Below are 24,455 nucleotides of genomic sequence, written 5' to 3' on the forward strand. Positions count from 1 at the left end.
TCGTGAAAGCCAGGATGAATCGTGAAAGCCAGGATGAAGAGAGCGAAAGAAGGCGGGAACGGGAGAACCAGAGGGACGGTAGTGGAATGCTGTCGGCTATCTATCACGCCATCACGTCCCAATACCGTCAGGAGAACAGATAGCCCTCTGCGAGGAGGCTGTCCCGCGTCGGCATACTCAAGGAGCGCAATGTGGCGACATGCTGGTGTACCTCGGGCAGATCCTCACTGATCACCGCCTCCTCCAGCGCCTTGGCACCACTGGCTATGCCGCTGCATCCCAGCGAGGCTGACGCCCCCTTCAGGGAATGTGCCTCGCGCTTGAGCTCGGTGAGATCCCTCTGCTTCAGCAAGGTCACCATCACGTCGAGGCGTCCATCGAGGCGCGTCAGGTAATTGCTCAGCAGTCGTGAATAGGCCTCGCCACTCAGGGTCTTGAGCAGCTCCTGACAGGTTGCGTGTTGCAGCAATGACGGCGCAGCATCAGACAGAGCGCGCGCGACTGAGTCGTCAGTTGCTACATCGGGCGCCGGAGCAGCGTCGATCTGCGCGTCCTGATCTTCAGCCGCTGACGAGCTGACGCCATCATCGCCTGGTGCCTGCATGACGGTAGTCCGCTCGCCAGCCGAAGCCTCTGGCTTGTCTGGCTCGAGCGCCTTCTGCTGCGAATCAGACTTCTGTGAATCAGAGGCCTGCAAATCAGAGGCCTGGGCCAGAGACTGTTGCAGCACCCGATGCAGATCATCACGCGTGAAGGGTTTGTGCAGCACCCCCTGCATGCCGGCATCGATACAGCGGCGGGCATCCTCCTGCATCACGTTGGCGGTCATCGCGATGATCGGCAGACGAGCGCTAGCGGGTTGCTCGGCCTCGTGCTGACGCCAGCGACGTGTTGTCTCGACGCCATCCAGTACCGGCATCTGCATGTCCATGAACACCAGATCGACATCGTTGCCAGCCTGCGCCAGCCATTCGAGTGCCTGCTCACCGTCTTCCACCACCGTGACCTGCTGTCCCAGATACTCGAGCATGGCCCGCGCCAGTGACTGATTGACCTCATTGTCTTCTACCACCAGCACGCTTGCATGGGGCAAGGGCGCATCTCCCACCGCCTGCTGCGGGCAAGCCTCGGCGACGGTCAATACCGGCAGCGGCACGCGGCACCAGAAGCGACTGCCGAGCCCGAGATGGCTCTCGACGCCGATCTCGCCGCCCATCGCCTCCACCAGTCGCTTGCAGATGGCAAGCCCGAGCCCGGTGCCTTCATGTCGACGCGCAATCGAGGTATCCACCTGGGTGAAGGGGGCAAACAACTGGCTCACCTGGTCGGCGGCGATCCCGCAACCGCTGTCGTGAACCTCGAAATGAAGCGTCTCGCCGTCTTCCAATGATGCCCTCAGCCGGATGGTGCCCTGGGGACAGAACTTGAAGGCGTTGTTGAGCAGGTTGGTCAGTACCTGACGCAGGCGATTGACATCCCCCTTGACCCAGACAGGCAGATCATCGGCACGTTCTTCGAGGAAGATGCGCGAGCATCCCTTGCCGGCACTGCCTGTCTGGCGATGGTAATGCGCGGCCAGGGAATCGAGGAATTCGGGCAGTGAGAAGCAGCGCTGATCCAGCTCCAGCTTGCCGGCTTCGATCTTGGAATAATCCAGCACATCATTGATGACGGCCTGCAGGCTCTCGGCACTCTGGCGCAGCATCGCCAGATATTGCTGGCCACGCCGGGTCGAGACTTCCTCGCCGATGAGGTCCGACACACCGACCATGCCATTGAGCGGGGTGCGAATCTCATGGCTCATGATCGCCATGAATTCCGACTTGGCACGACTGGCCGCCTGCGCCAGCTGCACCATGCCATCCAGCTCCCGGGTGCGCTCCTCCAGCTTGCGGGTCTTTGAGGCCCGTCCGCGACTCTCGACGATCAGCGCGACCACCAGCACGATGCCGCTCAACGTCATCAGCAGCACCAGCGACAGCGCGAGGGCATACAGGTTGAGGAGCTCCGAGCGCTCCCTGGTGCGCTGGATAGCGGCCTCGGCATTGATGTTGAGCAGCAGCTCGCCGGCCTGCTCCTGAAGCGAGGCAAGCCGGCTGAGTATCTGCACATAGAGGGACGCATCACGCGCCTGACGACTCGCCAGGTCCATGATGGCGCTGTCCAGCACCTCGATTCTGGGCAACATGGCCATCAGCCGGGAATGCAGATCGGGCATCCCCGCCAGCATGCTGCCCAGTTGGCCGCTCTGCAGCAACTGCACCCGGCTATAGAGGATGTCGAGCCGCAACAGCAGCTCGCTGTCATCCATCAAGGCGGGCGGCGTCGGGGTCTTCTGTTCCTCGGCCACCACCATGCGCAGCTCGCGCACTTCCCTGTCGAACTGATAGACCGCCCAGATCAGATTCTCACGCAGCTTGTGCTCGAGTGCCTGCTGACGCTGATAGACCAGAACGCCAGTCACCAATGCCGAGACGAAGAACAACGTCGCGGCAATGGCGATGGCGGCTCTGAAATGCAGGGAACGGAGTGGGTTCATGCACGGACATCCTGCCAGAGCTCATGACGTTGAGCGGTAAAAGCGGGGTCAGCGTTCAATTTCAATGCGCTTCACCTGCCAGACAGAGCGGGTCATGATTTCCTCGTTGAGGAGATCCGGCTGCTCACTGAAGGGGTAGATGATGAAGATGGGGCCATTGTCGCGCACACGCAGTCGCTTGCCATCGACTTCCATGGCCAGTATCACCGGATAATCGAAATAGTCCTGCACCGGCGCGCTGGCGGAGTAGTCATTGAGCGCCACGATACGCATGGTGCCATCCTCGACGCCTACCGCCTCCATCAACGCTGAACCGAGCGGACCGCTGAAGCTCACTTCGCCGTCATGCCAGGGGGTGGTGGTCACGGTTTCCCGCTGCGTCAGCGCCATGAGCATGGCGCGATCGAAATGCGCCTCGCCTCCGGCGTTGGTATGGGTAATATCCCCGGTGACGCGCAACACCACCGGCCCCTGCGGAGCCTCTAGGGCCATGGCGAAGGGGGAAAACGACAGTGTCAGCAGCAGAAGCCAGTGGCGTATGCGAGGCAACGCCGTGGTGAGGCAGCGCAGGAGAATGAGAAGCGGCATAAGAAGACTCCAGGGGGCATGGACAGCCATGGATGACGGCCGGAGATTCACCGTCTCGTTTCATCCTCACCACTCACGCGCCAACAGCGGCAACGTGTCATAAAGTAGCGAAGGGGGATGAACACGAGTATATGTCGCCTTCGTCCTGCCAAACGTGAACCATTGTGACGCGGTCTCACGCAAGAGACGCGTAGACTGCTTGCGATACCCACCCGGGGAGGCAGCGACATGCAAATCGGCATTCTGGAAGATGATCATGATCAACGTGATTACCTGACCCTGTGTCTCGAGGCCCAGGGACATGAGCTGGCAGGCTTCGAGCGCGCCAGCCAGTTGTTGCGCGCGCTGCGCGAGCGCAGCTTCGACCTGCTGATCATCGACTGGCAACTGCCGGATGCCTGCGGCATGGAGCTGACACGCACGCTGCGCAGCGAGCACGGCTGGCGAGGGCTGATCCTGTTCATCACCGCAAGCCAGGGAGAGGAGGATGTCGTGCATGCGCTTCAGCACGGCGCCGATGACTTCCTGGCCAAGCCTATCCGCCCTGCCGAGCTCACGGCGCGTGTGGAAGCGCTGGGCAGGCGTTTCGTCACCTCCGACACCCATTACCTGCAGCCCAAGGTGGCCATCAGCGATCAATATCGGATCGAGCCGGATGAACACACCATCTGGTGCGGCGAGGAGCCGGTCGCCCTGACCCAGCGCGAATATCAGCTGGCCTCCCTGCTGCTGCGCCACGTCGGAGAGCTTTACTCACGCGCCTACCTGCTGGAGATGATCTGGGGAGTCAACGGAGACATCTCGACCCGCACGGTCGACACCCACGTCAGCCGCTTGCGGCGCAAGTTGGGACTGAACGGCAGCCGTGGGCTCAGGCTGAAAAGCGTCTATCAGTACGGATATCGGCTCGAATCCTGTGCCACGGCCCCCGTCAAGAGCAGCTGAGCGCCAACAGCGAGGGTGTGAGCACGCTGGACCGTGGCCAACCAAAAAGGAGCGGGGGACTCTGTCGAGTCCCCCGCTCCTTTTCATCGCCTTTCGTCTGACTGGTCGGCTAGCTGCCCGTCTGGCGGCCATCTGAATCGACGTGCATGCCCGGCAAGCTCCCGCGGATCACCCCTCCGCCAGCATCCTGCGCAACATGTTTGCCACGGGCTCTGTCTCCGGTCGCTTGTGACGCCACAGGAAGTAGGACTCGGCCGCCTGCTCCACCAGCATGCCGAGACCATCCTCGACCCGCGCACCGCGCTCGCTGGCCCAGCGCATGAAGACGGTCGGCTCGGCGGCATACATCATGTCGTAGGCGAGCGCCTGCGGAGAGAACAGCGAATCCGGCAACGGCGGCAGCTCGCCGCCCAGCGATGCGCTGGTGCCATTGATGACCAGATCGAACTGGCCCTCGATGGCCGCATAGCTGCCGCCGGACAGCAGGCAGCCTCCCCCCGCCAGGTCGGCGAAGTCCTCGGCCAGCGCACTGGCCTTGGCAACGGTGCGATTGGCGATCACCAAGGCCGCCGGCTGCCTGGCCAGCAGAGGTTCCAGCACACCACGCACGGCGCCACCCGCGCCGAGAATCAGGATGCGCGCACCTTTGAGCGGCGCCTCGAGACGTTCGAGATCACGGGTCAGGCCGACACCATCGGTGGTATCGCCGTATAGCTGACCCGTCTTGCCAAGCATCAGCGTATTGACGGCGCCGGCGCGTCGGGCACGCGGGCTCAGCACATCGACCAGCCGGAAGGCCTGCTCCTTGAAGGGCACGGTAACATTCGCCCCCTGGCCACCTTCGGCGACGAACTCGGCCCAACCGGCCGCGAAGTCACCGACCGGCGCCAGTCGTGCCTCATAGCTCAGCGAATCCTTGAGCTGCTCAGCGAAGGTGCGATGAATCAACGGGGATTTCGAGTGGGCAATCGGGTTGCCGAATACAGCGTAACGGGACATCAGGACTCCGGGACAATCACAGAAAAGCGTCAGGTCAATGCGGCGATCAGGCTTCTTCGCCCAGCCAGTCGCGGGCATGCAGGAAGTCGCGATACAGCACCGCTTCGGCACTGCCTTCCTCGGGCTCGTAGCCGTACTCCCAGTGCACCACCGGCGGCATCGACATCAGGATCGATTCGGTGCGTCCGCCGCTCTGCAGGCCAAACAGCGTGCCGCGGTCCCAGACCAGGTTGAACTCCACGTAGCGCCCGCGGCGATAGAGCTGGAAGTTGCGTTCACGCTCGCCATAGGCCGTCTCGCGGCGGCGCTCGACGATAGGCAGATACGCCTCAAGGAAGCTGTCGCCGACGGATTGCTGGAAGGCGAAACAGCGCTCGAAGCCCCACTCGTTGAGGTCATCGAAGAACAGGCCACCCACGCCCCGCGTCTCGTCGCGATGCTTGAGGTAGAAGTACTCGTCACACCAGGCCTTGTAACGCGGATAGACATCACTGCCGAAGGCGATGCAGGCATCATAGGCCGTCTGGTGCCAGTGACGCGCGTCTTCTTCATGCGGGTAGAACGGCGTCAGATCGTAGCCGCCCCCGAACCACCATACCGGCGCTTCGCCCTCCTTCTCGGCGATGAAGAAGCGCACATTGCCATGGCTGGTCGGCACGTGCGGGTTGTGCGGATGCAGCACCCAGCTGACCCCGACGGCGTGGAAGCTGCGACCGGCCAGCTCCGGACGTACCGCCGTCGCGGAAGCCGGCAATTCATGTCCGAAGACATGCGAGAAATTGACGCCACCCTTCTCGAAGACGCCGCCATTCTCGATGACCCGTGAGCGACCACCGCCGCCCTCGGCGCGTTCCCAGCTGTCTTCACGGAAACTTGCCTGGCCATCGCAGGCTTGCAGCGCCTCACACAGGCGATCTTGCAGATCGAGCAGGTAGACCTTGACGTCTTCGAGATTGGCGTGGGCCACGATGCCTCCGGTAGAACGGGAATGAATGATGACGGGGCGACACCCGTCGTTGGCCGCTGCTGGCGGTGAACTGCCAGCTTACCGCGACACGCTGCGCTCGGCAGATCGGAAAATGCCCCTCTTGGGCACCTGGATGACGCGGCACTGATCTGGATCAACCCGAGCGGCGATCCTGCTGCTCAGGCGCGCAGTACCTTGCCGGTCGCGAGATCACGAATGGTGCTGGGACGCGGGTTGCCACCGAGCGGCCCCTCGAGGATCACGTCATTGACCAGCGCGTCGCCGAAGGCATCACGCACCTCGTCTGCAGTCATGGCAGGCGACTCGCCGGCGCGGTTGGCCGAGGTCGACACCAGCGGGCCACCGAAGGCGGCGCACAATGCCTGGACCAGCGGATGATCGGTCACGCGCACGGCCAGGCTGACGTGTTCACCGCGCAGCAAGGGGTGCGCACGGCCATTGTCAGGCACCAACCAGGTATAAGGTCCTGGCCAGCTGGCCAGCAGCTGCCCACGCTGCTCGACGGTAACTCCCGCCAACCAGGGTTCCAGCTGAGCGATATCACCGGCGATCAGGATCAGGCCCTTGGCGGCGTCACGGGACTTGAGCTTGATCAACCGTGCCAAGGCCTCACCATCGTCGGGATCACACCCCAGCCCCCAGACGGCCTCGGTGGGATAGGCAACGATGCCCCCATTGCGAAGACAGGCAGCGGCGCCGTCGAGGGCACGCTGATCCAGCGAAACATCACTGACATTCATGATCTGCTCGAACTCCTAGCTGCGGCAACACGATGGCGGCGATTCTAGCACGCTCACCGGCGCGAGACCGACGCTGCACATCGACGCAACACGGCGTCGCGCCGGGGTGGCATAGGCGCACCGACCGGTTCACGGCATGATGAAGGGGTCCATCGCCCTCAGGGTATTGCGAAACTGACGCAAAGGCTTGTTTCAAAAGACTATCGAGGTCATTTGGACACTTTGCTGGACAGTCTTCAGCGCCGGGCCTGTGGCGTTCCGCCACTTTCCCTCCCTCTTTTCTTCAGACAAGGATGTGATCCATGCGTCGCGCTTTCTCACTGACCACCTCAGCCGCTCTACTGCTGGCATTGTCAGGCTGTGCCAGCTCTGGCACCCAGACACCCACAGCGCCGGCGCCACGCCCTGCCCCGCTGCAGGATGCCGCAACGCAGGCGCCCTTGAGCGACCAGGCCATGCTGGCGACCCTGTGGATACAGCGCAGCGCAGAGTTTCATGCCCTGTCACTGCAGGCCTTCAACGTGGCCCACGACCGCCTGAATCTGGCGCTGGCACGTCGTCACGCACAGGACAAGCCGCTGGCGGTGGTCGTCGATGTCGATGACACCGTGCTCGACACCACCAGCTACGGCGGCTGGGCACTGCGTGAAGGTCGTACCTACGACAGCCAGAGCTGGGCTGACTGGGTGGATGATGCCGTCTCCACGGCTTCACCGGGCGCCGTGGCGTTCCTCAACTACGCTCACGAAAGCGGCGTCGATGTCTACTACATCACCAACCGCAAGGCGGCCGGCAAGCAGGCCACCATCGCCAATCTTGCCGCGCTCGGCTTCCCGCAGGCCAATGCCGAGCACGTGATGCCGCGCACCGACAGCTCCGACAAGACCGCGCGCCGCGCGCGGGTCACGGCCGAGCATGACATCGCGCTGCTGATGGGCGATAACCTCGGCGATTTCGATCAGGCCTTCCAGCAGTCCACCACCCGCGCACGCAATGCCGAAGTTGCCCGCCAGGCGGATCAGTTCGGCCGTCGCTTCGTGCTGCTGCCAAACCCGACCTACGGCGAGTGGGAAGGCGTGCTCTACGATGGCAACTGGGGTGCCAGTGAGCACGAGAAGCGTGCCATGCGTGATGCGGCGCTCAATGCCTGGCAGCCCGAGAGCGGCACGATCAACCAGGGCAAATGAGTTCAGGGTGCCGGCCTCTCGGATCATCACTGCCAGGTCGGCAACCTCCGATCATCACTGTCAGGACGGCGACCTTGGCTCAGAACCTCAGAGCCGCTTCCAGCCACCCGGCGCCTGCATGACTCGCCCCTCGAGCTCCAGTTCCAGCAACTGCATGCTCAGCTCGCTGACCGAGGTGCCGCTCAGCTCGACCAGCTTGTCCAGCGCCAGCGGCACCGCCCCCAGAAAGCACAACGGTGCCGCCTCCTGACTGACAGGGGGTGTGACTGCCTGTGAGACTGGCATCTCGAGCGATGGCAGGGGCAGTGACGATGCAGCGTCGCGGGTGGCTGAACGATTAGCTGAGCGAGGGGTTGAGAGAGAGCCCGTAAAGACGGCAGCGGGCTGTGTGGACGACGCCACCCGGGCCTGCGCTGACGACTGCTCGGTCGAGTGCGCCGGCAGCAGGTGCTTGAGCTCCGCCAGCATGTCATCGACGTCGCGTACCAGCGTCGCCCCCTGACGAATCAGCTCCAGACAACCGCTGGCGGTGATGTCATCGATGCGTCCCGGCAGCGCGAACACCTCGCGATTCTGCTCCATCGCCAGCCGGGCACTGACCAGTGAGCCACTGCGCAGCGTGGCTTCGACCACCAGCACGCCAAGTGACAGACCGGTGATCAGCCGATTGCGGCGTGGGAAATGACGCGCATGCGCGCCGGTGCCTGGCGGATGCTCCGAGAGCAGCAGGCCGCCACCCTCCAACAGCCGTTGGCGAAGATGATGATGCTGAGCGGGATAGACCACATCGACCCCACAGCCAAGCACCGCCAGCGTCGAGGGGTTGGCCGCATAGTCATGTGCGCCGAGACGCGCTGACGCCGCCAGGGCTCCCTGATGCGCCGCGGCATCGACTCCCAGCGCCAGCCCACTGGCAACACTCCAGCCACGAGAGACCAGCTCAGCCGCGAAGTCATGTGCATGCCGCAGGCCTGCATGACTGGCCTTGCGTGCGCCGACGATGGCCAGCATGGGCAACTCAAGCAGCGACTGACGCCCCAGCGCCCAGAGCGCCAACGGCGGGTCCGGCAGGGTATCAAGCATGGCGGGCCACTCGGGGTCAGCGGGGGTGAGCAGATGATAGCCCTGCGCCGGCGCATGCCAGGCTAGGTCTGTCATCACCTGCTGATAGAGCGGCGAGGATTCGGGGCGCTCGCACCAAAGGCGCAGCGGTGCCGCCAGGCGTGGCGGCAGTATGGCCAGCCAGCCCTGCGGCCAGTCGGCACGCTCACGCAGCTTGGCCGCGATATGCGTGCCAAAGCCCGGCAGGCGCGCCAGAAAGACGAAATCCGCCCGCGAGGGGCCGCGCTGTTCGACATCGATCGACACGCCACACCTCCCGGGCGGATTAATGACTTACCCTGGTTGTTCACTTCAGCACGATGAGTCGTTTCACCACGCCGATGCTTGCGGGTGACAGAGGCTTTCGATCAGCCGTGGGGCTCCAACAGCTTGTCACCGACGCTCAAGGGGCGTGCTGCCTGCATCACCAGCGCGTAGCTGACCTTGTCGTAGATGCGAAATACCATCACCAGACCACCTTCCTCACCGGGCAGGGTGATCGGCTCACCGGTCACGGGGTCGGTGATCGTCTCGCCACGGCGCTCGATACCGAAGACGTATCCCGGCTGGATGCCTTCACGGCTGCCGCGATTGAGCGCCACGATGTCATTGCGACCGATGTTGCGCAGTCCATCGGGGGCCGCGAGAATGACGCCGCCCACATCTTCTTCGGGCGGCTGCGGCTGGAAGCTGGTGGTGATCGCACCACCGTCCGCCGGCAGCAACAGATCACCATTGAGAATCTCGCGATTGGCCGACAGCACACGCAGCACACCGATATCGCCTTCGCGGCGCTCAAGCTTGATGTCGCCGATGCTGATCATCTCCAGCCCCAGAAACTCCTGAGTATCCGGGTCCAGATAGCGCTGGCCCTTGCGGTAGACGCTGTAGGTGTCATTGGCGGACCAGTTGCCACGGGCATAGATGGTATCGCCGGCGCCGCTGATCAGGCGGGTGTCATCCCCGGCCACGATATAGGGCGCATCGGTGAGCAGCGCCGGGTCAATCACGCGATGCTCTTTCAGGAAGGCCGAGATCTTCTCCAGCGGAATCGGTGGCACCGCCTCGCGCTTGGGAATCTTGCGGATCTGGGGAGACAGCTTGACGACACCACCCTGGCCGCGCTCCAGGCGCAGACGTGGCTCACCATTCTCGTAGTAGAGCGAGATGCGATCGCCCGGATAGATCAGGTGCGGATTCTTTATCTGCGGATTGGCGCGCCAGACTTCCGGCCACAGCCAGGGCTCACGCAGAAAGCGTCCGGAGATGTCCCAGAGCGTATCGCCACGCACCACCACATAGGTGGAAGGTACGTCATCACGCACGGTTGCTGCCTGTGCCAGCGACATCCCTGCGCTTGCCCCCAGCGTCGCCATGCCGAGGAGTGCCGTGAAGACGGCATTGCCGACCAGTCGTTTCATGCCCATTCCTGCGTCCCTTGCGTTATTGCCACCCATCGCTCGGTGGTGATGGTCTTGTTCTGAACTCCGCACCGCGCAGACCCGCTCTGCCCCGCGCCTGGTGGCTGCTGCCCCCTGTCCATCGCCATGCCAGATCAATCCTGACTATTGCCGCGATAGTAGCAGCATTGACGGCATTCGGTTCCGTTCCTCGCTTGCGCACACTACAATATCAGGCAAATCCTTTCTGACAGCACAACGGTAATTACACCAGCCATGGCCAAACGCGAAATCCTTGAATTCCCTGATGAGCGTCTGCGCAACGTTGCCGCCCCGATCGACACGATCGACGCCGAGCTGCAGACCCTGATCGACGACATGATCGAGACCATGTATGACGCCCGCGGCATCGGCCTCGCCGCGTCACAGGTCGACGAGCATCGCCGTCTCATCGTCATCGACGTCAGCGAAGATCAGTCCCAGCCGCTGGTGCTGATCAACCCGGAATACACCCCGATCGGTGATGAACAGCAACCGATGCAGGAAGGCTGCCTGTCGATTCCTGAATATTATGCCGAAGTCCCGCGCTATCTGAAGGTACGACTCAAGGCTCAGGACCGCAACGGCGATGCCTACGAACTGGAAGCCGATGGCCTGCTGGCGCATTGCATCCAGCACGAGCACGACCACCTGCAAGGCAAGCTGTTCGTCGACTACCTCTCCCCGCTCAAGCGTGATCGGGTGATGAAGAAGATGCAGAAACGCCACAAGCTGCAAGAAGCCTGATCCCTCACGCTCGGCCACACGGCCGATATTGAGCGCATGGCGGCACCGCACGAAGGCCGAGGGGATGCCCTCGGCCTTCGTGCGGTTACGGGTCCATCAGCCGCGCCTGTCGCGCTGGCTGTCCTGCCGCAACCGTCAGCACCTTGAGCACGGCCGCCTCCGTGCTCCTATATGAGTCATAGCACATGTCGAAAGCCCTGCGCATCGCCTTTGCCGGCACCCCCGATTTCGCCGCCGAGTGTCTGTCGGCCCTGCTGGGCAGTCGCCACGAGATCATCAGTGTCCACACCCAGCCTGATCGCCCCTCCGGGCGTGGTCGCAAGCTGACCCCGGGCCCCGTCAAGCAGCTGGCACTCCAGCATGATATCCCTGTCCATCAGCCGCTCAACTTCAAGGACGAGGCCGATCGCCAGATTCTGCGCGACCTCGAGGCCGACATCATGGTGGTGGTGGCCTACGGGCTGATCCTGCCGCAGGCGGTGCTCGATATCCCGCGTCTGGGCTGTCTGAACATCCACGCCTCTCTGCTGCCGCGCTGGCGCGGTGCCGCGCCGATCCAGCGTGCCATCGAAGCCGGTGACAGCGAATCCGGCGTCACCATCATGCAGATGGATGCCGGCCTGGACACCGGTGACATGCTGCTGACCCGCCGCACCCCGATCACCGCCAGCACCACCGGTGGCGAGCTGCACGATGCGCTGGCGGCCCAGGGTGGCGAGGCCATCGTCACGGCCCTCGACGCCATCGCCACAGGCGACCTGCCCGCGACCCGCCAGCCGGAAGGCGGCGTGACCTACGCCGCCAAGCTCTCCAAGGCCGAGGCCGAACTCGACTTCACCCGCCCTGCCGCCGAGCTGGACGCGCGCATCCGCGCCTTCAATCCGTGGCCGGTGGCCTGGACCCGCCTTGAAGGCGAGCCGCTGCGCCTGTGGATGTCGCGCACCGGCGAGCAACGCCTCACCGACAGCGTGACGCCCGGCACCCTGCTGGCGCCCGGCAAGGATTGCCTGCGCATCGCCTGCGGTGACGGCCATGAGGTGCTCGAGATCACCCGGGCCCAGCTGCCCGGCGCCAAGCCGCTGTCCGTCAAGGACCTGCTCAACTCCCGTGCTGCGCGCTTCCCCGAGGGCCTCGTCCTCGGCGCAGATCACGCCCCTGATACCGATTCCCAGACCGAGACTTCCGCATGAGCCAGTCAGACAACCCGTCCTCCAAGGGCAACGGCAAGAAGCGCAACTCCCTGCCGCCGGCCCGCAGCAAGGGCGGCGGTCAGAAGCACGGCGGCGCCCGTCGCAAGCCTGACAATGCACCGGCCTCGCCGGGCGCTGCGGTGCGTGTCGCGGCTGCGCGCACGCTGGCCCCGGTGCTGGCCGCGCGCACCTCGCTGAATCTGGACAGCCTGCCGTCTGGCGTCGCCGGGCGTGACCAGGGCCTCTACAAGGCACTGTGCTTCGGCGTCTGCCGTCAGCTGCCGCGTCTGGATGCCTTGGCGGGCAAGCTTTTGAAGTCGTCCTTCAAGTCGCAGGATCAGGACATCCACGCCCTGCTGCTGCTCGGCCTCTATCAGCTGCTGTACATGCGCATCGCCCCGCACGCCGCCGTCGGTGAGACCGCTGGCGCCGCCCGTGGCCTTGGCAAGGGCTGGGCCACCGGCGTGCTCAACGCCTGTCTGCGTCGTTTCCAGCGTGAGCAGGAAGCGCTGGAAGCCGAGGTCGACAAGGACCCCGCCGTCGCCCTGTCCCATCCCCAGTGGCTGCTGGATACCTTCCAGCGCAACTGGCCGGACGACTGGCAGGCCATCGCCGAGGCCAACAACGCCCAGGCGCCGATGACGCTGCGCGTCAATGTCGCCGCCATCAGCCGCGATGACTACCTCGCCCAGCTGGCGGAAGCCGAGATCGAAGGCGTGGCCTGCCCGTTCGCCGAGCACGGCATCACCCTGACCAGCGCCTGCGACGTCAGCGCCCTGCCGGGCTTCGAGGAAGGCCTGGTCAGTGTGCAGGATGAAGCGGCCCAGCTGGCCGGTCAGCTGCTGGCGCCGGCCGTGACGGCCATCAACGCCGAGGGAGAAGGCGTGCGTCTGCTGGATGCCTGCACCGCGCCGGGCGGCAAGCTGGCGGACATGCTGGAGCGCTTCCCGGGCCTGGACGCCACCGCCATCGACATCGACGGCGAGCGCCTCGAGCGCGTGGAAGAGACGCTGGAGCGTCTGGAGCTGGGTGCCGGCGTCGTGTGTGCCGATGCCAGCGAACGCGACTGGTGGGACGGCGAAGCCTTCGACGTCATCCTGCTCGACGCGCCCTGTTCCGGCAGTGGCGTCATCCGCCGTCACCCGGACATCAAGCTGCTGCGTCGCCCGAACGACATCGGCGATCTGGCACGCCTGCAGGGCAAGCTGCTGGCCAATCTGTGGGGCATGCTCAAGCCCGGCGGCACCCTGGTCTACGGCACCTGCTCCATCATCACCCAAGAAAACGCCCGCGTGATGGACCGCTTCCTGGCCGCGACGCCGGACGCCAAGGCCGAGACCATCAAGGCCGACTGGGGGCGTGTCTCCGGTGCTGGCCGTCAGATGCTGCCGCAGGTCAATGGCCACGACGGCTTCTACCTGGCCCACATCACCAAGGCCAGCGCCTGATCACAGCCAGGCGAGCCGTGTCGGCGCGACGTCCGTGATGACATGAGACGCCACGCCTGACATTCCCGGACAGCCGCGCCCCGACTCTCGGGGCGCGGCTGTCTTCCGTCTTGGCACTGGTTTATCCTGTGCCGACTGAGCAACAGCGGACGAGCCGGACATGAAAATCATCATTCTGGGCGCAGGTCAGGTCGGCGGAACGCTCGCCGAACACCTGGCCCATGAAGAAAATGACATCACGGTGGTGGATACCGACAGCGAACGGCTGCGCGAGCTGCACAACCGACTCGACATCCGCACGGTCACGGGGCCGGCGAGCTATCCGCAGATCCTGCGGCAGGCGGGTGGCGAGGATGCCGACATGCTGATCGCGGTGACCAACTCTGACGAGGTCAACATGATCGCCTGTCAGATCGCCCATAGCCTGTTCCACACGCCGACCAAGATCGCGCGCGTACGCTCGACCGCCTATCTGACCCGCAAGGGCCTGTTCTCGCATGACGCCATCCCGGTCGACGTGCTGATCAGCCCCGAGCAGGTGGTGACAGACCACATCCGCCGCCTGATCGAGTACCCCGGCGCCCTGCAGGTGCTCGACTTCGCCAATGGCGTCGCCCAGCTGGTCGCGGTAAAGGCCTATTACGGCGGGCCGCTGGTCGGTCAGGAGCTCGGTTTCCTGCGGCGTCACATGCCCAACGTGGATACCCGCGTCGCCGCCATCTATCGTCGCAACCGTCCGATCATCCCGCGCGGTGACACCGTGATCGAAGCCGATGATGAGGTGTTCTTCATCGCGGCACGCAAGGACATCCGTACCGTGATGGGCGAGCTGCGACGCGTCGATCGCAACTTCCGCCGTGTAGTGATCGCCGGTGGCGGCCATATCGGTGAGCGTCTGGCCGAGACGCTGGAGCACAGCCATCAGGTCAAGATCATCGAGCACTCGCTGGCGCGTTGCACCAACCTCTCCGAGCGCCTCGATCGCACCGTGGTCCTGCACGGCAGCGCCACCTCCAAGCGTCTGCTGCTGGAGGAGAACATCGAGGATTGCGACATCTTCTGCGCGCTGACCAACGACGACGAGGTCAACATCATGTCGTCGATGCTGGCCAAGCGACTCGGCGCCAAGAAGGTGCTGACGCTGATCAACAACGCGGCCTACGTGGACCTGGTGCAGGGCGGCGAGATCGACATCGCCATCTCGCCCCAGCAGGCGACCATCGGCGGCCTGCTGACCCACGTGCGCAAGGGTGACATCGTCAATGTCCACTCGCTGCGCCGTGGTGCGGCGGAGGCCATCGAGGCCATCGCCCACGGCGATGAGCGCTCCTCCAAGGTGGTAGGCCGACGCATCGAGGATATCAATCTGCCGGAGGGCACCACCATCGGTGCCGTGGTACGCGGCAAGGAAGTGCTGGTGGCGCATCATGACCTGGTGGTGGAGTCCAACGACCACGTCATCCTGTTCGTGGTCGACAAGCGTCGCATCCGCGAGGTGGAGCGCCTGTTCCAGGTCGGGTTAACCTTCTTCTGATGCCGGCCTCAATGACTACCGCCCCGCGCCCGCACCGACTGTCACTCGGTGGCCTCGCCACGCTGCGCCTCTTTCAGGGAGGCGCCGCATGAGTCTACGCGTGATCTCTCGCATCCTCGGTATCCTGCTGATGCTGTTCAGCCTGACGCTGGTGCCGCCGATGCTGATCTCGAGGGTCTTCGAGGACGACACCCTGAGCGCCTTCGCCGTGGCGATGGGCATCACCCTGCTGACCGGTTTCGCGCTCTTCTACCCCAATCGGCACGCCCGCAAGGAATTGCGCAACCGCGATGGTTTCCTGATCACGGTGCTGTTCTGGACCGTGCTGGGGGCCTTCGGCTCGCTGCCCTTCCTGCTCGCCGAAGACCCGAACCTGACCATCATCGATGCCATGTTCGAGTCGTTCTCGGGACTCACCACCACCGGCGCCACGGTGATGACGGGACTCGATCTGCTGCCTCACTCCATCCTCTACTATCGCCAGCAGCTGCAATGGCTGGGCGGCATGGGGATCGTGGTGCTGGCGGTGGCGATCCTGCCGACACTCGGCATCGGCGGCATGCAGCTCTACCGCACCGAGATCCCCGGCCCGCTGAAGGACTCCAAATTGACGCCGCGCATCACCGAGACGGCCAAGGCGCTGTGGTACATCTACGCCGCGCTGACACTGGTGTGCTTCGCCAGTTACTGGGCGGCCGGCATGAGCTGGTTCGATGCCCTGGGCCACAGCTTCTCGACCGTCGCGGTCGGCGGCTTCTCGACCCACGATGCCAGCATCGGCTACTTCGATTCCGCCAGCATCGAGATGATCTGCGTGTTCTTCATGGTGGTATCCTCGATCAGCTTCGGCCTGCACTTCGCCGCCTGGCGCGAGGGTCGCATCAGCCATTATCTGCGCGACCCGGAGACGCGCTTCTTCCTGATCCTGCTGCTGATCCTGGCCTGCGTCACCATCGCCGGCCTGCTGCTCACCGGCAGCTACGATGACAGCAAGGCGCTGCGCCACGGCCTGTTCGAGGCCGTCTCGGTCGCCACCACCACCGGCTTCGGCGTCGCCGATTTCACCGGCTGGCCGGGCGTCTTGCCGATGATGCTGTTCATCGCCGCCTTCATCGGCGCCTGTTCCGGGTCCGCCGGTGGCGGCATGAAGGTCATCCGCATCCTGCTGATCCTCAAGCAGGGCGTGCGCGAGATCCATCGTCTGATCCACCCCAATGCCATCCTGTCGGTCAAGGTCGGCAAGATGCGCATCTCCGAGGGGGTGGCTGAGGCGGTATGGGGCTTCTTCTCCGTGTACCTGATGCTGTTCGTGCTGATGATGCTGGGCATGCTGGCCACCGGGCTTGACCAGGTGACGGCGTGGTCTGCGGTCGGCTCGGCGCTCAACAACCTGGGGCCGGGACTGGGCGAGGTCGCGACCCACTACGGCGATATCCCGGGGGCCGCCAAGGGTATCCTGATCCTCGCCATGCTGCTGGGGCGTCTGGAGATCTTCACCATCCTGGTGCTGTTCACGCCGGCCTTCTGGCGGCGCTGACAGCCGTGACGATAACCCCCAACGCGCCAGGAGCATCACCTTGAAAGCAAACGCCCCCGTCGGAGCACTCCGACGGGGGCGTTTTGTATTGTATTGCTTCGACTATGACTCGTCGGTAGTGGCGTCACGGCGCGCCAGCAGGCGTCGCATCGGCGCGGTCGGCTCCAGCACATAGTGGATACGACTGGCACGATAGCAGTCGTTGAAGGCATCGAAGTAATCATCCAGCACGCTGGCCGCCGCCTCCTCTCCGGCCTGACGCAACAGCTCCGCCGCCACCTCCGCCGTACACAGATGTGATTGGGACGCCGGTTTGCGCAGGTGATAGCGCGTCAGACGCGTGGTGTGCAATGGCAACACCGGCAAGCCGTCCAGATACGGACTCTTGCGGAAGATGCGCCGTGCCTGACGCCAGGTACCATCCAGCAGGATGAACACCGGAACGCGCGCCTCGCCGCTGGCAGTATGCGTCGCCACATCGGCGCCGACGCCGGCGATGGCATTCACGTCGACCACGCGGTCGGCGTAATCGGACTGGTCATCCGGGAAGATGATGAAGGGCTGATAGCGCTCATCTTCCAGCAGCGCCAGCAGGCGCGGGTCCGGCTCGACGCGATACCAGCTGAAGACCTCGGTGCCCGCCAGCACATCCGAGATCAGACGCCCGGTATTGGTCGGCTTGTAATGTTCCAGCGGATGGGTGATCAGCCAGAACTTGATCCGCGATTCGGCGGTGACCTGATAGGGACACAGGCAATTGAGTCTGGGCAGGCGGCACGCCTCACAGCGAATCACCTGACTGCCACGTGCCTTGAACTCGCGGCGCGGATGCCGCCCGTGCCACGCCTCCGGCTCGCCACTGGGCAGCGTGGTGATGCCACTGCCTTCGCCTGGCGCGACGGTATCGGTTGCCACAGTGTCGCCATCGACACTGGAGGCGGCAGCAGAGGCAGAGTGAGGCGCACAGGCGGCGATATCGTCGCCATCAGCCGGCGGGGGGCGGGAATCACACATGATGAGCAGTCAGAACCAAGAAAAAGGGACGCGCATTCTAGCATGCGTGTCCCTCTCTCCTATTCCTCTATCACAGTTCAAGCTATCAACTCGCGGGATCAGACCTCGTAGCGGTGCTTGCTGCCGGTCACGAACTTGGGCGGACGACGCTTCCAGTAGCCTGCCAGCAGCGACCCCGAGACGTTGTGCCAGATGGAGAAGATCGCCCCCGGCAGCGCCGCCGTGGCGGAGAAGAACTGACTGGCCAGTGACGCCGCCAGACCAGAATTCTGCATGCCGACCTCGATGGCGATGGTGCGCGAAGTGCGTTCATCCAGTCCGAACAGACGCGACAGGCCATAGCCTGCGCTCAGGCCGATGGCATTGTGTGCCACGACCGCCAACGCGACCAGCGGGCCCAGCGTGGCGAGGCGCCCGACGTTGAGCGAGACCACGATGGCGATGATCAGCACGATGGCCAGCATGGCCAGACTCGCCAATGCCGACTCCCACTCGCGGATCAGATCTCGCGCGAAGTGGTGGACGACCACGCCGAGCACGATGGGTGCGACCACCAGCTTGGCGATGCTCAGCAGCATGCCGCTGACCGGCACGTCGATATCGGTGCCCAGCAGCCACCAGGTCAGCAGCGGCGTCATCACGATGGAGAGCAGCGTCGAAGCCATGGTCATCGAGACCGATAGCGCCACGTGTCCGCCGGCAAGCCAGGTCATCACGTTGGAGGAGGTTCCCCCTGCCGTGGCGCCGACCAGCACCATGCCCACCGTCAGCGCCGGGTCCAGCCCCAGCAGACGCGCAATCAGGAAGGCGGCCAGTGGCATCACGCTATATTGCAGCAGCAACCCGAGCGCGATCGGGCCGGGGCGACGTGCCACGCGTATGAAGTCGTCACGCGACAGGGTCAGGCCCATGGCGAACATGATCAGCGCCAGCAGAGGCTGAATGGTGCCCTTGAGCGCCACGAACGGCGTCGGAGCCACCACGGCGATGCCGGCAAAGACCAGCGCCCACAAGGGGAAGAAACGATTCAGCGTCTCGAACATGCTTTTCACTTTTCGGTCGCCCGGGGCATCGATTTCCCGGAAATTGCTGGCCCGCCTCCCATGGCAGGCCTGAAGGCGCGCATCATAACGTATCAGGCAGTCCCAGGTGGCCCTGATACAACCAATGGCGCACAAGCCTCGGTACCGCCTGACCGGCACTTTCGGCCAGCGGCAGCACGCCGGGCTCGGCCAGTTCATCGGCATTCGGGTCAACCAGCACGATGGGGGCGTCCAGCGGTGCTGCTGCATAGAGGTTGGAGGCCGGCATGACCTTGAGCGAGGTACCGACGATCAACAGCAGATCCGCCTCGGCGGCGATCTCCTCGGCGACCGCATAGAGCGGCACCGCCTCACCGAACCACACCACGTCCGGGCGCAGCTGACTGCCCTTGTCACACAGATCCCCGAGGCGAATGCCGCCACGCGGCAAGGGATAGCGCAGGCCGTGGTCGACGCTGGAGCGCGCCTTGAGAATCTCGCCATGCAGGTGCACGACCTCGCGCGAGCCTGCACGCTCATGGAGATCGTCGATGTTCTGGGTGATGACCGAGACGCGAAAGCCGTGCTGCTCAAGCTCCGCCAGCGCCTTGTGGGCCGCGTTGGGCCTGGCACGCCGCACCTGGGTGCGGCGATCATCGTAGAAGCGCAGCACCTGCTGAGGGTCACGTCGGAAGGCCTGCGGCGTCGCGATGTCTTCCAGACGATGCTCTTCCCACAGGCCATCCTCGGCGCGGAAGGTGCGCAGGCCGCTCTCGGCACTGATGCCGGCGCCACTCAACACGACCAGATGGCGTCCATGGCGTGCACCGGGGTCCTTGAAGCCTTCACTCATCTAGCACTCTCTCTGGCATTGGACAGGTTCGAACAGCGGGCATGGCGATCACACTCAGTCATCGATGAAGTCCTGACTGCGATCGACACCGAAGCGACGCTTGTTGCGATAGGGATAGACATCGATCACGCGCCCTTGCGCGATGGCGTCCTGCAGGCCACGCCACCAGCTGGCCTGGAAGATCTCGGGATGCAGCTCGTAGAACAGCTTGCGCAGCTGGAGGTCGGCAAACAGGAAGGGGCCGAACTCCTCGGGGAAGATGTCGTTGGGCCCCACCGAATACCAGGGCTCGCTGGCCAGTTCCTGCTCGGGGTAACGTGCCTCGGGAATCTCACGGAAGTTGCACTCGGTCAGGTAGCTGATCTCGTCGTAGTCATAGAAGACCACCCGCCCGTGGCGCGTGACGCCGAAGTTCTTGAGCAACATGTCGCCGGGGAAGATATCAGCGGCAGCCAGCTGCTTGATCGCGTTGCCATAATCATTGAGCACCGCGCGGGTTTCCTCGGCGTCACACTCCTCGAGATACAGGTTGAGCGGCGTCATCATGCGCTCGGTATAGCAGTGACGGATCAGCACCTTGTTGCCGCGCAGGCTGATCGAGGAACTGCACACCTCCAGCAGCTCTTCGAGACAGGCCGGGTCGAAGTGGTCCTTGCCGACGGTGAAGTTCGAGAATTCCTGCGTGTCTGCCAGTCGCCCGACGCGATCATGGCGTTTGACCAGACGGTATTTCTCGCGCACCTGATCACGACTCATGTCCTTGCCGGGGGCGAAGCGGTCCTTGATCAGCTTGAACACCAGCCGGTAACTGGGCAGCACGAAGACCGCCATCACCATGCCGCGCACGCCGGGCGCGATGATGAACCGATCGGAGCGACTCGCCACATGCTGGTTGAGGCCGCGGAACAGTTCGGTCTTGCCATGCTTGTAGAAGCCGATGGCGGCGTACAGCTCGCCGATGGGCTTCTCGGGCATCAGGGTCTGCAGGAACCCGACCACCTCGCTGGGCACTTCGATCTCGACCTGGAAGTAGGCCCGCGTGAAGGAGAAGATGATCGAGACCTCCTCCGGCTCGATGATCACGGTGTCCAGATAGACGCCATCGCGTTCGGTATGCAGCACCGGCAACACCAATGGCAGGGTCTGGCCACCTCCCTCGATGCGCCCGACCAGATAGGCGCCCTTGTTGCGATAGAAGACGCTGCGCAGCATCTCGAAGGCAGCGTCCGGCGCATCGCGCACCGCCTCAGGCAGCGTCGCGAGCAACATCTCGGCACCCAGCGTCACATCGCGCCCCTGATGCTCGAAGGCGATCCCCAGCGGTGCCTCGTTGAGCACGGAGTCGAGTGCCCCGGCCCAGTCACCCTCGACCGGCACACGATGACTGATGCTCAAGCCGGAATGGCGTGCCGGCCTCTGGCGGGATGGCGAGACGAACATCCAGTCGTCGCGGATGTGACGATGGGAAAACACGCTGCAGAAGATGGAGTTGTAGAAGGTCTCGGCCAGCTTGTAGTCGAGGCGTTGATCGATCAGCGCCATATACTGCCGCTTGGCCTCGCCCCACAGGGTGCACTCGCACAGGCGGTCAGGCTCGAAGGCACGCTCCAGCCGCTCCATGGTGGCGGCGACCTTCTCATCGTAGAGGTTGATGCGCGCGGCGGAGGCCTGCTGGGCTTCACGCCAGTCGGCCTCGATGAAGCGTCGCCGCGCATCACTGGAGATCTGCTTGAAGCGTGATCGATATTCATCGAAGCCATGCAACACGGTCGCCGCCAGTCGCTGGCCCTGCTGGCCATTGCCGCGCTCGTCACTATCCACATCATTGCCCATCGCCGCCTCCCTGCCCTTCAGTCACCTGACATGACCAAAGCATGCGGACTGTCGCGCCAGCAAGCGAGACGACAATGGTCGCGGGCCTTCAACCCTGACTCACGCCAGGTGTGCCAGCCCTCAACGCCGAGAGGGAAAGTGAACGCCTGAAATGCAGAACGCCACCCCGCAAGCGAGGTGGCGTTCATGATGTCTGACGATGGCCAGTCGAGTGTGGCTTACAGCTCATGCCCCAGCGAGGCCGCCGAGTCGGCCAGCGGCTTGACGCGGCGCTCGGCCTCGAACAGATCATCGGCCATGCCGGCCTGCTCGGAACTCATGTCCAGCGCATCGATACGCGATGCCTGGAAGCGGTCACGGTGCTCATCCAGGCCGGCGAAATCGAACAGGTCGCGGTCTGCCAGATGTGATGGCGCCACCGAGGTGACGGCATGGAACATGGTTTCCAGACGCCCCGGATGCTTCTTCTCCCAGTCCTGCAGCATCTCCTTAACCACCTGACGCTGCAGATTCTCCTGCGAGCCGCACAGGTTGCAGGGAATGATCGGAAACTCGCGGGCGTTGGAATAGGCCTCGATATCGGACTCACGGCAGTAGGCCAGCGGACGAATCACGATATGACGCTGGTCATCGGAAAGCAGCTTGGGCGGCATCGTCTTGAGCTTGCCACCGAAGAACATGTTCAGGAACAGCGTCTCGAGGATGTCGTCGCGGTGGTGACCGAGGGCGATCTTGGTCGCACCGATCTCGGTGGCGAAGCCATACAGCGAGCCGCGACGCAGACGCGAGCACAGCCCGCAGGTCGTCTTGCCCTCCGGCACCTTCTCCTTGACGATGGAATAGGTGTCGCGCTCAAGGATGTGATACTCGACGCCCACCGACTCGAGCCATGCCGGCAGCACATGCTCCGGGAAGCCGGGCTGTTTCTGATCAAGATTCACTGCCACCAGCGTGAACTGCACCGGCGCATTGCGCTGCAGGTTCATCAGGATATCCAGCATGGTGTAGGAATCCTTGCCCCCGGACAGACACACCATCACCTTGTCGCCATCACGGATCATGCCGTAATCGGTGATGGCGGTACCGACATTGCGCCGCAGGCGCTTCTGCAACTTGTTCAATTCGCGCTTGGCAGTGGCCGCATCAGTGGGGCTGGACGAAAGCTCGCTATCGGGTGTGAACATGGGGCATCAGGCTGACAGTTTGGAAGGGCGCACAGTCTAGCATTGGCCAGTAGACGGTCACAGAGGCAGCGTGCTTCAGGCGGGGGGGCCTGCCACCTGTCGGGGAAGGTGGCGTGGCGCCGACGCAAGATACGCCAACGCCCGCAATCAGCGGGCGTTGGCGTGTGGCATGCACCGTGGGGAACAGCGGCGCTTGCAGGAAGGCCGCGCAAGCTAGAACAGGCGCAAGTTAGAACAGGCGCAAGCTAGAGCGGGCGCAGGCTAGAACAGGCGTAGCACTTCCAGATAGCGGATCACCACCCCGCCCAGCATCACGAGGATACCGAAGCGTTGCAGTCTGAATTCAAGCGCAGTGAGCGCAAGCTTGCGTGACCAGAACATCAGCACACCGCGCATGTCCTGTGTCCGGCGAATATAGAGGCCGTAGGCAAACAGCACGATGGCCAGGCCAAGAATCAACAGCGTGTTGGTCGCGATCAGCATGTCGCACCTCGTGGGCAAGTACCCCTGAGTCACAAGGAAGGCAATCGTGGGCGGATGCCTTATCTGAAGCCGGGCCCCGAGCAGATGCCCGGGGCCCGACAGTCATCACCTGGCGCAGTGATGACGATCCTGAAGAGAATGATGCCGTCCTCAGGCCTGACAGAGGCTGGCTGACAGCAGGTCCTTGTCACACATGGCCTTTGCTCGCTGTCGCCGCTTCATTATGGTTATCAAAGCTGCTCGGTCTTGCATCCTGCATGGCTTGGCCGTCCTGCTGGCCGGTAGTGCACTGGCGTGCAATTCGTGTCGACATATCGCCGCAGCGGGCGTGTCGTATGGCTGCCAGTGTGGACAAAGGCAGTGCGCCGGGCCATTGGACATTCCGGCAACAGACCTTGGCATAATAGCCTTGAGGATGATGTCGACTGACTCAGGCCTGACTGGCCAGCGAGGGCGACAGCGGTGCCTGCATCAGGCGTTGCGCCATCAGCGCACTGGTCACGGCGTCCCCCAACGCACTGTGGCGACCGATCACCGGTACGCCCAGGGCGTCAGCCATCGCCTCGAAACGCAGGTCCGGGGCGGCATCCGGCTGCTCATGCTTGCAGCGCCTAGCGTAATCACGCGCCAGATCATGACGCTGGTTGGGCAGATCAAAGCCGAAGCGTGGCCGCAGGTGACGGTTGATCACCGCGACATCGAAGTCGATGCACCAGCCCACCAGCGGGCGATTGCCGATGAACTCCAGCAGCTGCCGCAGTGCATCCCCCAGCGCTTCTCCACCATGCAGATCGATACCGCGCAGAAGATGGATACGGATCGAGTCGCCCTGCAGCCCTTGCGGGCATTGCAGGTAGAGCGACAAGGCGCTGGAGGTATGAATATGGCGCGCATCGAAACGCACCGCTGCCAGCGAGACCAGCTCGGCGTGACCGACATCGAGACTGGTGGTCTCGCAGTCCAGCGCCACACGCTCCCCGCCCCGCTCGGAGGCATGCCAGGGACGAAAGAGCTCGGCGAACTCGCCCTGGGCATGACGACGACGATCACTGGCGCGTCTCAGTTGTTCGAACATGCCACCTCC

The 24,455-nt window shown here is 63.8% G+C and carries 21 protein-coding genes; 7 read left to right on the top strand and 14 right to left on the bottom strand.

Annotated elements, in window-relative coordinates:
• Positions 1-127: 127 nt before the first annotated feature.
• Together NH396_RS14155 and NH396_RS14160 are read right to left on the bottom strand one after the other, a co-directional pair.
• On the bottom strand, positions 128-2,539 hold the full coding sequence (locus NH396_RS14155; protein ID WP_253064553.1) for an ATP-binding protein: 2,412 nt from the start codon (positions 2,537-2,539) through the stop codon (positions 128-130).
• Between the two features lie 48 nt (positions 2,540-2,587).
• Entirely contained in the window at positions 2,588-3,127 is a 540-nt protein-coding gene (locus NH396_RS14160; protein WP_253064554.1) for a hypothetical protein, read from the bottom strand.
• Between the two features lie 228 nt (positions 3,128-3,355).
• Here NH396_RS14160 and NH396_RS14165 point away from each other — a divergent pair, with 228 nt between their 5' ends.
• Complete coding sequence (locus NH396_RS14165; protein ID WP_176677913.1) at positions 3,356-4,072, top strand: response regulator transcription factor; 717 nt, start codon at positions 3,356-3,358, stop codon at positions 4,070-4,072.
• A 168-nt stretch (positions 4,073-4,240) separates the two neighbouring features.
• On the opposite strand, the gene aroE is transcribed toward NH396_RS14165, so the two are convergent.
• The 3 genes from aroE to NH396_RS14180 form a co-directional block, all read right to left on the bottom strand.
• Positions 4,241-5,074 (bottom strand): shikimate dehydrogenase, encoded by an 834-nt coding sequence (aroE, locus tag NH396_RS14170; protein ID WP_253064615.1) that lies wholly within the window; start codon positions 5,072-5,074, stop codon positions 4,241-4,243.
• A 43-nt stretch (positions 5,075-5,117) separates the two neighbouring features.
• Positions 5,118-6,038, bottom strand: coding sequence for an oxygen-dependent coproporphyrinogen oxidase (hemF, locus tag NH396_RS14175; RefSeq protein WP_253064555.1), 921 nt, complete (start codon positions 6,036-6,038; stop codon positions 5,118-5,120).
• A gap of 179 nt (positions 6,039-6,217) precedes the next feature.
• Positions 6,218-6,799: a Sua5/YciO/YrdC/YwlC family protein gene (locus tag NH396_RS14180; RefSeq protein WP_253064557.1), complete on the bottom strand. Its 582-nt coding sequence runs from the start codon at positions 6,797-6,799 to the stop codon at positions 6,218-6,220.
• Positions 6,800-7,101: 302 nt separating this feature from the next.
• Between NH396_RS14180 and NH396_RS14185 the strand changes: the two genes are divergently transcribed.
• Positions 7,102-7,986 carry a 5'-nucleotidase, lipoprotein e(P4) family gene (locus NH396_RS14185; protein WP_253064559.1) on the top strand — a complete coding sequence of 295 codons (885 nt, stop codon included), beginning with the start codon at positions 7,102-7,104 and terminating at the stop codon, positions 7,984-7,986.
• Between the two features lie 87 nt (positions 7,987-8,073).
• Here NH396_RS14185 and dprA read toward each other — a convergent pair whose 3' ends face one another.
• Positions 8,074-9,354 (bottom strand): DNA-processing protein DprA, encoded by a 1,281-nt coding sequence (gene dprA, locus NH396_RS14190; protein WP_253064560.1) that lies wholly within the window; start codon positions 9,352-9,354, stop codon positions 8,074-8,076.
• Positions 9,355-9,455: 101 nt separating this feature from the next.
• Positions 9,456-10,508 carry a LysM domain-containing protein gene (locus NH396_RS14195; protein WP_176677916.1) on the bottom strand — a complete coding sequence of 351 codons (1,053 nt, stop codon included), beginning with the start codon at positions 10,506-10,508 and terminating at the stop codon, positions 9,456-9,458.
• Between the two features lie 255 nt (positions 10,509-10,763).
• Between NH396_RS14195 and def the strand changes: the two genes are divergently transcribed.
• The 5 genes from def (at position 10,764) to NH396_RS14220 (ending at position 16,982) form a co-directional block, all read left to right on the top strand.
• Positions 10,764-11,273, top strand: coding sequence for a peptide deformylase (def, locus tag NH396_RS14200; RefSeq protein ID WP_043333797.1), 510 nt, complete (start codon positions 10,764-10,766; stop codon positions 11,271-11,273).
• A 185-nt stretch (positions 11,274-11,458) separates the two neighbouring features.
• The gene (gene fmt, locus NH396_RS14205; protein ID WP_253064561.1) at positions 11,459-12,463 is read left to right on the top strand and encodes a methionyl-tRNA formyltransferase; all 1,005 of its coding nucleotides are present in this window, start codon (positions 11,459-11,461) and stop codon (positions 12,461-12,463) included.
• Complete coding sequence (rsmB, locus tag NH396_RS14210) at positions 12,460-13,911, top strand: 16S rRNA (cytosine(967)-C(5))-methyltransferase RsmB (RefSeq protein WP_253064562.1); 1,452 nt, start codon at positions 12,460-12,462, stop codon at positions 13,909-13,911. The genes fmt and rsmB overlap by 4 nt, the downstream gene beginning before the upstream one ends.
• 160 nt (positions 13,912-14,071) lie before the next feature.
• Entirely contained in the window at positions 14,072-15,445 is a 1,374-nt protein-coding gene (trkA, locus tag NH396_RS14215; RefSeq protein ID WP_176677919.1) for a Trk system potassium transporter TrkA, read from the top strand.
• 88 nt (positions 15,446-15,533) lie between these two features.
• Positions 15,534-16,982 (top strand): TrkH family potassium uptake protein, encoded by a 1,449-nt coding sequence (locus NH396_RS14220; protein WP_253064563.1) that lies wholly within the window; start codon positions 15,534-15,536, stop codon positions 16,980-16,982.
• Between the two features lie 102 nt (positions 16,983-17,084).
• Here the strand turns inward: NH396_RS14220 and NH396_RS14225 are convergent, their stop codons facing one another.
• From NH396_RS14225 to NH396_RS14255, 7 genes are all read right to left on the bottom strand, one after another.
• On the bottom strand, positions 17,085-17,996 hold the full coding sequence (locus NH396_RS14225; RefSeq protein WP_253064564.1) for a DTW domain-containing protein: 912 nt from the start codon (positions 17,994-17,996) through the stop codon (positions 17,085-17,087).
• A 98-nt stretch (positions 17,997-18,094) separates the two neighbouring features.
• The gene (locus NH396_RS14230; protein ID WP_253064565.1) at positions 18,095-19,039 is read right to left on the bottom strand and encodes a bile acid:sodium symporter family protein; all 945 of its coding nucleotides are present in this window, start codon (positions 19,037-19,039) and stop codon (positions 18,095-18,097) included.
• Between the two features lie 82 nt (positions 19,040-19,121).
• Positions 19,122-19,871: a Sir2 family NAD-dependent protein deacetylase gene (locus NH396_RS14235; RefSeq protein WP_052384572.1), complete on the bottom strand. Its 750-nt coding sequence runs from the start codon at positions 19,869-19,871 to the stop codon at positions 19,122-19,124.
• A 54-nt stretch (positions 19,872-19,925) separates the two neighbouring features.
• Positions 19,926-21,704, bottom strand: a complete 1,779-nt coding sequence (aceK, locus tag NH396_RS14240) for a bifunctional isocitrate dehydrogenase kinase/phosphatase (RefSeq protein ID WP_253064566.1) — start codon at positions 21,702-21,704, stop codon at positions 19,926-19,928.
• Positions 21,705-21,922: 218 nt separating this feature from the next.
• Positions 21,923-22,888 carry a tRNA 2-thiocytidine(32) synthetase TtcA gene (gene ttcA, locus NH396_RS14245; RefSeq protein ID WP_253064567.1) on the bottom strand — a complete coding sequence of 322 codons (966 nt, stop codon included), beginning with the start codon at positions 22,886-22,888 and terminating at the stop codon, positions 21,923-21,925.
• Positions 22,889-23,149: 261 nt separating this feature from the next.
• A complete protein-coding gene (locus tag NH396_RS14250; protein WP_043333792.1) occupies positions 23,150-23,371 on the bottom strand; it encodes a hypothetical protein in 222 nt (73 codons plus the stop codon).
• A gap of 430 nt (positions 23,372-23,801) precedes the next feature.
• Positions 23,802-24,446 carry a 3'-5' exonuclease gene (locus tag NH396_RS14255; RefSeq protein ID WP_253064568.1) on the bottom strand — a complete coding sequence of 215 codons (645 nt, stop codon included), beginning with the start codon at positions 24,444-24,446 and terminating at the stop codon, positions 23,802-23,804.
• Positions 24,447-24,455: the final 9 nt, after the last annotated feature.

This window comes from Cobetia sp. Dlab-2-AX, assembly GCF_024124625.1.
Classification (GTDB): domain Bacteria; phylum Pseudomonadota; class Gammaproteobacteria; order Pseudomonadales; family Halomonadaceae; genus Cobetia.

What these genes read in the sequence shown, in the direction of transcription:
- NH396_RS14255 (WP_253064568.1), bottom strand. Translation starts at nt 24,446, where the DNA reads ATGTTCGAACAACTGAGACGCGCCAGTGATCGTCGTCGTCATGCCCAG.
- NH396_RS14250 (WP_043333792.1), bottom strand. Translation starts at nt 23,371, where the DNA reads ATGCTGATCGCGACCAACACGCTGTTGATTCTTGGCCTGGCCATCGTG.
- NH396_RS14165 (WP_176677913.1), top strand. Translation starts at nt 3,356, where the DNA reads ATGCAAATCGGCATTCTGGAAGATGATCATGATCAACGTGATTACCTG.
- NH396_RS14180 (WP_253064557.1), bottom strand. Translation starts at nt 6,799, where the DNA reads ATGAATGTCAGTGATGTTTCGCTGGATCAGCGTGCCCTCGACGGCGCC.
- NH396_RS14195 (WP_176677916.1), bottom strand. Translation starts at nt 10,508, where the DNA reads ATGAAACGACTGGTCGGCAATGCCGTCTTCACGGCACTCCTCGGCATG.
- NH396_RS14155 (WP_253064553.1), bottom strand. Translation starts at nt 2,539, where the DNA reads ATGAACCCACTCCGTTCCCTGCATTTCAGAGCCGCCATCGCCATTGCC.
- trkA (WP_176677919.1), top strand. Translation starts at nt 14,072, where the DNA reads ATGAAAATCATCATTCTGGGCGCAGGTCAGGTCGGCGGAACGCTCGCC.
- NH396_RS14225 (WP_253064564.1), bottom strand. Translation starts at nt 17,996, where the DNA reads ATGTGTGATTCCCGCCCCCCGCCGGCTGATGGCGACGATATCGCCGCC.
- fmt (WP_253064561.1), top strand. Translation starts at nt 11,459, where the DNA reads ATGTCGAAAGCCCTGCGCATCGCCTTTGCCGGCACCCCCGATTTCGCC.
- ttcA (WP_253064567.1), bottom strand. Translation starts at nt 22,888, where the DNA reads ATGTTCACACCCGATAGCGAGCTTTCGTCCAGCCCCACTGATGCGGCC.
- NH396_RS14220 (WP_253064563.1), top strand. Translation starts at nt 15,534, where the DNA reads ATGAGTCTACGCGTGATCTCTCGCATCCTCGGTATCCTGCTGATGCTG.
- rsmB (WP_253064562.1), top strand. Translation starts at nt 12,460, where the DNA reads ATGAGCCAGTCAGACAACCCGTCCTCCAAGGGCAACGGCAAGAAGCGC.
- NH396_RS14230 (WP_253064565.1), bottom strand. Translation starts at nt 19,039, where the DNA reads ATGTTCGAGACGCTGAATCGTTTCTTCCCCTTGTGGGCGCTGGTCTTT.
- NH396_RS14160 (WP_253064554.1), bottom strand. Translation starts at nt 3,127, where the DNA reads ATGCCGCTTCTCATTCTCCTGCGCTGCCTCACCACGGCGTTGCCTCGC.
- def (WP_043333797.1), top strand. Translation starts at nt 10,764, where the DNA reads ATGGCCAAACGCGAAATCCTTGAATTCCCTGATGAGCGTCTGCGCAAC.
- aceK (WP_253064566.1), bottom strand. Translation starts at nt 21,704, where the DNA reads ATGGGCAATGATGTGGATAGTGACGAGCGCGGCAATGGCCAGCAGGGC.
- NH396_RS14185 (WP_253064559.1), top strand. Translation starts at nt 7,102, where the DNA reads ATGCGTCGCGCTTTCTCACTGACCACCTCAGCCGCTCTACTGCTGGCA.
- NH396_RS14235 (WP_052384572.1), bottom strand. Translation starts at nt 19,871, where the DNA reads ATGAGTGAAGGCTTCAAGGACCCCGGTGCACGCCATGGACGCCATCTG.